The organism is Pseudomonas sp. CFBP13508, assembly GCF_005233515.1.
In the GTDB taxonomy this organism is placed as follows: domain Bacteria; phylum Pseudomonadota; class Gammaproteobacteria; order Pseudomonadales; family Pseudomonadaceae; genus Aquipseudomonas; species Aquipseudomonas mercuritolerans.
Genome location: NZ_QFZZ01000012.1, coordinates 112,789 through 119,210 on the forward strand (window position 1 = coordinate 112,789; position 6,422 = coordinate 119,210).

Annotated in this window: 4 protein-coding genes; 3 read left to right on the forward strand and 1 reads right to left on the reverse strand. The window is 60.4% G+C overall.

Features of this window, described 5'->3' with window-relative positions:
• Positions 1-15: 15 nt before the first annotated feature.
• From PspCFBP13508_RS25700 to pepN, 3 genes are read left to right on the forward strand one after another with little or no spacing between them, the layout of a single operon-like run.
• Positions 16-276, forward strand: coding sequence for a DUF1315 family protein (locus tag PspCFBP13508_RS25700; protein ID WP_042609561.1), 261 nt, complete (start codon positions 16-18; stop codon positions 274-276).
• Positions 273-1,103 (forward strand): DUF2797 domain-containing protein, encoded by an 831-nt coding sequence (locus PspCFBP13508_RS25705; protein ID WP_016774216.1) that lies wholly within the window; start codon positions 273-275, stop codon positions 1,101-1,103. Before PspCFBP13508_RS25700 ends, PspCFBP13508_RS25705 begins: the two co-directional genes overlap by 4 nt.
• Before the next feature lie 10 nt (positions 1,104-1,113).
• Positions 1,114-3,771: an aminopeptidase N gene (gene pepN, locus PspCFBP13508_RS25710; protein ID WP_095179582.1), complete on the forward strand. Its 2,658-nt coding sequence runs from the start codon at positions 1,114-1,116 to the stop codon at positions 3,769-3,771.
• 161 nt (positions 3,772-3,932) lie between these two features.
• Here the strand turns inward: pepN and katG are convergent, their stop codons facing one another.
• On the reverse strand, positions 3,933-6,209 hold the full coding sequence (katG, locus tag PspCFBP13508_RS25715; RefSeq protein WP_137216137.1) for a catalase/peroxidase HPI: 2,277 nt from the start codon (positions 6,207-6,209) through the stop codon (positions 3,933-3,935).
• Between the last annotated feature and the right edge of the window lie 213 nt (positions 6,210-6,422).

Consider the following 6,422-nt stretch of genomic DNA (forward strand, 5'->3'; position numbering starts at 1 on the left):
AGCACGGAGACCCTGATGTCCTCTTTCAACGACATGATCAGCAACATCACCCCGGACATCTACGAAAGCCTGAAACTGGCCGTGGAAATCGGCAAGTGGTCCGACGGTAACAAACTCACCGCCGAACAGCGCGAGCTGTCGTTGCAGGCGATGATTGCCTGGGAAATCCAGAACCTGCCGGAAGACCAGCGCACCGGTTACATGGGACCGCAAGAATGTGCGTCGAAGTCGATCGAAGTGCCGAACATCCTGTTCAAGTCGGATGCCATCCATTGATCGAGATTGGCCGCGGTGCAATCAGCAAAATGTCGGCCCGTCTGGACGGGTCGAACGTGCAGTACGCGTTTCGTCTGGATGACGTCGAGGTGCCGGTCAATCCGTTGATCGGCAGCACGTTGCGTCTGGAATTCCTGGGGGCGATCCACTGCACCCATTGCGGGCGCAAGACCAAGACCAGTTTCAGTCAGGGTTATTGCTACCCGTGCATGACCAAACTGGCGCAGTGCGACCTGTGCATCATGAGTCCGGAGCGTTGCCACTTCGACGCCGGCACCTGCCGTGATCCGGTGTGGGGCCAGCAGTTCTGCATGACTGATCATGTGGTCTACCTGGCCAACTCGTCGGGGATCAAGGTTGGCATCACCCGTGCCACGCAGTTGCCGACCCGCTGGCTGGATCAGGGTGCGAGTCAGGCGTTGCCGATCATGCGTGTATCGACACGCCAGCAATCGGGGTTTGTCGAGGACCTGTTCCGCAGCCAGGTGGCGGACAAGACCAACTGGCGCGCGCTGCTCAAAGGTGATGCGGCGGCGGTGGATCTGGCGCAGGTGCGCGATCAGTTGTTCGAAAGCTGCGCCGAAGGCCTGCAAGGGTTGCAGGAGCGATTCGGCCTACAGGCGATTCAGACGATTGCCGATGTCGAACCGCTGGAAATCCGCTATCCCGTCGAGCAATACCCGGCGAAAATCGTCAGCTTCAACCTGGACAAGAACCCGATTGCCGAAGGCACGCTGCTGGGGATCAAGGGTCAGTACCTGATCTTCGACACCGGCGTGATCAACATTCGTAAATACACGGCGTACCAGCTCGCCGTGCATCAATAAGGATTCCAGCATGCGCACCGAACAACCGAAGATGATTTACCTCAAGGACTATCAGGCGCCCGAGTACCTGATCGACGAAACGCACCTGACCTTCGAGTTGTTCGAGGACCACAGCCTGGTTCACGCGCAACTGGTGATGCGCCGTAATCCTGAACGTGGCGCCGGCCTGCCGCCGCTGGTGCTCGACGGCCAGCAACTCGAGCTGCTGTCGGTGACGCTGGCGGACCAGGAGCTGAGCGCCGCTGACTATCAAGTCTCGGACAGCCACCTGACCCTGCAGCCAACCAGTGAAACCTTCACCCTCGACACGAGCGTGCGCATCCATCCGGAAACCAACACCGCGCTGGAAGGCCTGTACAAGTCCGGCACGATGTTCTGCACCCAGTGCGAAGCCGAAGGCTTTCGCAAGATCACCTATTACCTCGATCGCCCGGACGTGATGAGCAAGTTCACCACCACCGTCGTGGCCGAACAGCACAGCTACCCGGTGCTGCTCTCCAACGGTAACCCGATCGCTTCCGGCCCCGGCGAAGACGGCCGGCACTGGGCGACCTGGGAAGATCCGTTCAAGAAACCGGCGTACCTGTTCGCGCTGGTCGCCGGTGATCTGTGGTGCGTCGAAGACACCTTCACCACGATGAGCCAGCGCAACGTCGCGCTGCGCATTTATGTCGAGCCGGAAAACATCGACAAGTGCCAGCACGCGATGAACAGCCTGAAGAAATCCATGCGCTGGGACGAAGAGGTCTACGGTCGCGAGTACGATCTGGACATCTTCATGATCGTCGCCGTCAACGATTTCAACATGGGCGCGATGGAGAACAAGGGCCTCAATATCTTCAACTCCAGCGCCGTGCTGGCCCGCGCCGAAACTGCCACCGACGCTGCGCACCAGCGGGTCGAGGCGATCGTCGCCCACGAATACTTCCACAACTGGTCGGGCAACCGCGTGACCTGCCGCGACTGGTTCCAGCTGTCGCTCAAGGAAGGTTTCACGGTGTTCCGCGATGCCGGTTTCTCCTCGGACATGAACTCGGCGACGGTCAAGCGCATTCAGGACGTGGCGTACCTGCGTACCCACCAGTTCGCCGAAGATGCAGGTCCCATGGCCCACGCCGTGCGCCCGGACAGCTTCATCGAGATTTCCAACTTCTACACTCTGACCGTGTACGAAAAGGGTTCGGAAGTGGTCGGCATGATCCACACCTTGCTGGGCGCAGAAGGCTTCCGCAAGGGCAGCGATCTGTACTTCGAGCGCCACGACGGCCAGGCCGTGACCTGCGACGACTTCGTCAAGGCCATGGAAGATGCCAATGGCGTTGATCTCAGCCAGTTCAAGCGCTGGTACAGCCAGGCCGGCACACCGCGTCTGGCCGTCAGCGAGTCCTACGACGCTGCGGCGAAAACCTACAGCCTGACCTTCCGCCAGAGCTGCCCGCCGACCCCGGACAAGGTAGAAAAACTGCCGTTCGTGATTCCGGTCGAGCTCGGCCTGCTCGACAGCCAGGGCAATGAAATCGCTCTGCGTCTGGCTGGCGAAGCCTCGGCACAAGGCACCACTCGGGTGATCTCGGTGACCGAAGCCGAGCAGACCTTCACCTTCGTCGACATCAACGAACAGCCGCTGCCATCGCTGCTGCGCGGCTTCTCGGCACCGGTGAAACTGAGCTTCCCGTACAACCGCGATCAACTGATGTTCCTGATGCAGCACGACAGCGACGGCTTCAACCGCTGGGATGCCGGTCAGCAACTTTCGGTGCAAGTGCTTCAAGAGTTGATCGGCCAACATCAGAAAGGCGAGAGCCTGAAGCTCGATCCGCGTCTGGTGTCGGCGCTGCGTACGGTGCTGTCCGACGAGTCGCTGGATCAGGCGATGGTTGCCGAAATGCTTTCGTTGCCGGGTGAGGCCTATCTCACCGAGATCAGCGAAGTGGCTGACGTCGAGGCGATTCATGTCGCGCGCGAATTTGCCCGCAAGCAACTCGCCGAAGGTTTGTTCGAAGCGCTGTGGCTGCGTTATCAGGCCAACCGCGATCTGTCGAAGAAAACTCCGTACGTGGCTGAGGCCGAGCACTTCGCCCGTCGCGCCTTGCAGAACATCGCCCTGTCGTACCTGATGCTCAGCGGCAAGCCGGAAGTGTTGGCAGCGGCGCTGGAGCAATTCGAGGCTGCCGACAACATGACCGAGCGCCTGACCGCGCTGGCGGTGCTGGTCAACTCGCCGTTCGAAGAGCAGAAGGCCCTGGCTTTGGCCAGCTTCGCCGAGCACTTCAAGGACAATCCGCTGGTCATGGATCAGTGGTTCAGCGTGCAGGCCGGTAGCACCTTGCCGGGCGGTTTGGCGCGCGTTAAGGCGTTGATGCAGCACCCGGCGTTCAACATCAAGAACCCGAACAAGGTGCGGGCACTGATCGGCGCGTTTGCCGGGCAGAACCTGATCAACTTCCACGCGGCGGACGGTTCCGGTTATCGCTTCCTTGCCGATCTGGTGATCGAACTGAACGGTTTCAACCCACAGATCGCCTCACGTCAATTGGCACCGCTGACCCGCTGGCGCAAATACGACAGCGCGCGCCAGGCGTTGATGAAGGCTGAATTGGAGCGGATTCTGGCGTCCGGGGCGCTGTCCAGTGATGTGTATGAAGTGGTGAGCAAAAGCCTGGCGTAACCCGATCCGGTAGGAACCGTCGAGTTGATCGTTCCCATGCTCTGCGTGGGAATGCCTCTCTCGACGCTCTGCGTCCCTTGCTGCATTCCAACGAGGAGCGTGGGAACGATCAACAAAAAATGCCGCTCAACGAGCGGCATTTTTATTGGCACAACAAACAGCTATTTACGCAGATCAAACCGATCCAGATTCATCACCTTCGTCCAGGCCTTGACGAAATCGTTGACGAACTGCACCTTCGCGTCGGAACTGGCGTACACCTCGGCCAACGCGCGCAATTGCGCATTCGAGCCGAACACCAGATCCACTCGTGTCGCCGTCCACTTTGGCGCCCCGGTCTTGCGGTCACGGCCTTCAAACTCATCGGCATCCCGTGACGTTGGGGTCCACTCAACTCCCATGTCCAGCAGGTGGGTGAAAAAGTCATTGCTCAGCGTTTCGGTTTTGTCGGTGAACACGCCATGTCGCGTCTGGCCAACATTGGTGTTCAATACCCGCAAACCACCCAGCAGCACGGTCATTTCCGGTGCCGTGAGCGTCAGCAACTGCGCCTTGTCGATCAGCAGGGTTTCTGCCGCAACCGTGTATTTGCCTTTGCTGTAATTGCGGAAACCATCGGCGATCGGTTCGAGGAAGCCGAACGATTCGACATCAGTCTGCTCCTGCGAAGCATCGACGCGGCCCGGTGAAAACGGCACCGACGCTGAATGCCCGGCGTTCTGCGCGGCTTTTTCCACCCCGGCATTACCGGCCAGAACGATCAGGTCCGCCAACGAGATCTTCTTGCCATTGGCAGCAGAACCGTTGAACTCGTTCTGAATGCTTTCCAGCGTGCTCAGCACTTTGTCCAGTTGTTCGGGCTGGTTGGCCTGCCAGAACTTCTGCGGGGCCAGACGCAAGCGCCCACCATTGGCGCCGCCGCGTTTGTCCGAGCCGCGGAAGGTCGATGCTGCAGCCCACGCGGTCGAAACCAGTTGCGACACTGACAACCCTGAAGCCAGCACTTTGTTTTTCAGCGCAGTGGCGTCGCTGTCATCGATCAGCGGGTGCGTCACGTCGGGCAGCGGGTCTTGCCAGAGCAGCTCCTCTTGCGGCATTTCCGGGCCGAGGTAGCGAGAGAGCGGACCCATGTCGCGATGGATCAGCTTGTACCAGGCGCGGGCGAATGCGTCGGCGAGCTGATCGGGATTGGCCAGGAAACGCCGGGAAATCTGCTCGTATGCAGGATCGAAGCGCAACGCCAGGTCGGAGGTGAGCATGGTCGGCGAGAGCTTCTTGTTCGGATCGTGAGCGTGGGGAACGGTGCCTGCACCCGCGCCGTTTTTCGGTTGCCACTGATTGGCGCCCGCCGGGCTTTTGGTCAGCTCCCAGTCGAAGCCGAACAGGTTTTCCAGATAGTTGTTGCTCCACTGCGTTGGTGTGGTGGTCCAGGTCACTTCCAGACCACTGGTGATGGTGTCGGCGCCTTTACCGGTGCCGAAGGCGTTTTTCCAGCCCAGACCCTGTTGCTCCAGACCGGCCGCTTCCGGCTCTGGGCCGACATTGTCGGCCGGGCCGGCGCCGTGGGTCTTGCCGAACGCGTGGCCGCCGGCGATCAGCGCCACGGTTTCTTCATCGTTCATGGCCATGCGGCCGAAGGTTTCGCGAATATCCTTGGCCGAGGCCACCGGGTCCGGGTTGCCTTCCGGGCCTTCCGGGTTGACGTAGATCAGACCCATCTGCACGGCGGCGAGGGGATTTTCCAGATTGCGTTCGCCCTGATCGGTGCGGCTTTCTTCACGGCCATGCAGATCGGGCTCAGCCACCAGCGTGCCGTCGCCGGGCTCTTGCACCGGGCCATTGCTCTTGCCGTAACGGTTATCGCCGCCCAGCCACTCGGTTTCCGAACCCCAGTACACGTCTTCATCCGGTTCCCAGACATCGGCGCGGCCCCCGGAAAAACCGAAGGTCTTGAAGCCCATGGACTCCAGCGCGACGTTGCCGGTGAGCACGATCAGGTCGGCCCAGGAAATGTTGCGTCCGTATTTCTGCTTGATCGGCCACAGCAGGCGGCGGGCCTTGTCGAGGCTGACGTTGTCCGGCCAGCTGTTGAGCGGGGCGAAGCGTTGCTGTCCGGAGCCGGCGCCGCCACGGCCGTCGGCGGTGCGATAGGTCCCGGCGCTGTGCCAGGCCATGCGCACGAACAGAGGGCCGTAATGGCCGAAGTCGGCCGGCCACCAGTCCTGAGAATCAGTCATCAGTGTTTTGATGTCTTGTTTCAGCGCCTGGAAGTCGAGGCTTTTGAAGGCTTTGGCGTAGTCGAAGTCCTGGCCCAGCGGATCGGACTTGGGGGAATGCTGGCTGAGGATTTTCAGATTGAGTTGATTCGGCCACCAGTCACGGTTCGTCGTACCGCCGCCGGCGGCGTGGTTGAACGGGCATTTCGATTCGTTTGCCATGTTCGGATCCCTATCAGGTCTGCGGCCGGCTCGTGCCGACTTCGGACTGGTAAGGCTAGACCCGAGTTGGCTAGTCGGCTAATAGCCCGACTATTGGATACCGATAGGCAAACTCTTTCACCGTCCCATGTAGATACCGTCTTGAGCCTCACCGGGCAAGCGCAAGTTTCGGGTCATATGGCAGTCCTGACTTGAGCACTCCGTAAACGAAGT

Bases quoted from the DNA above. Each gene is read 5' to 3' on its own strand.
- PspCFBP13508_RS25700 (WP_042609561.1), top strand. From the start codon at position 16: ATGTCCTCTTTCAACGACATGATCAGCAACATCACCCCGGACATCTAC.
- pepN (WP_095179582.1), top strand. From the start codon at position 1,114: ATGCGCACCGAACAACCGAAGATGATTTACCTCAAGGACTATCAGGCG.
- katG (WP_137216137.1), bottom strand. From the start codon at position 6,209: ATGGCAAACGAATCGAAATGCCCGTTCAACCACGCCGCCGGCGGCGGT.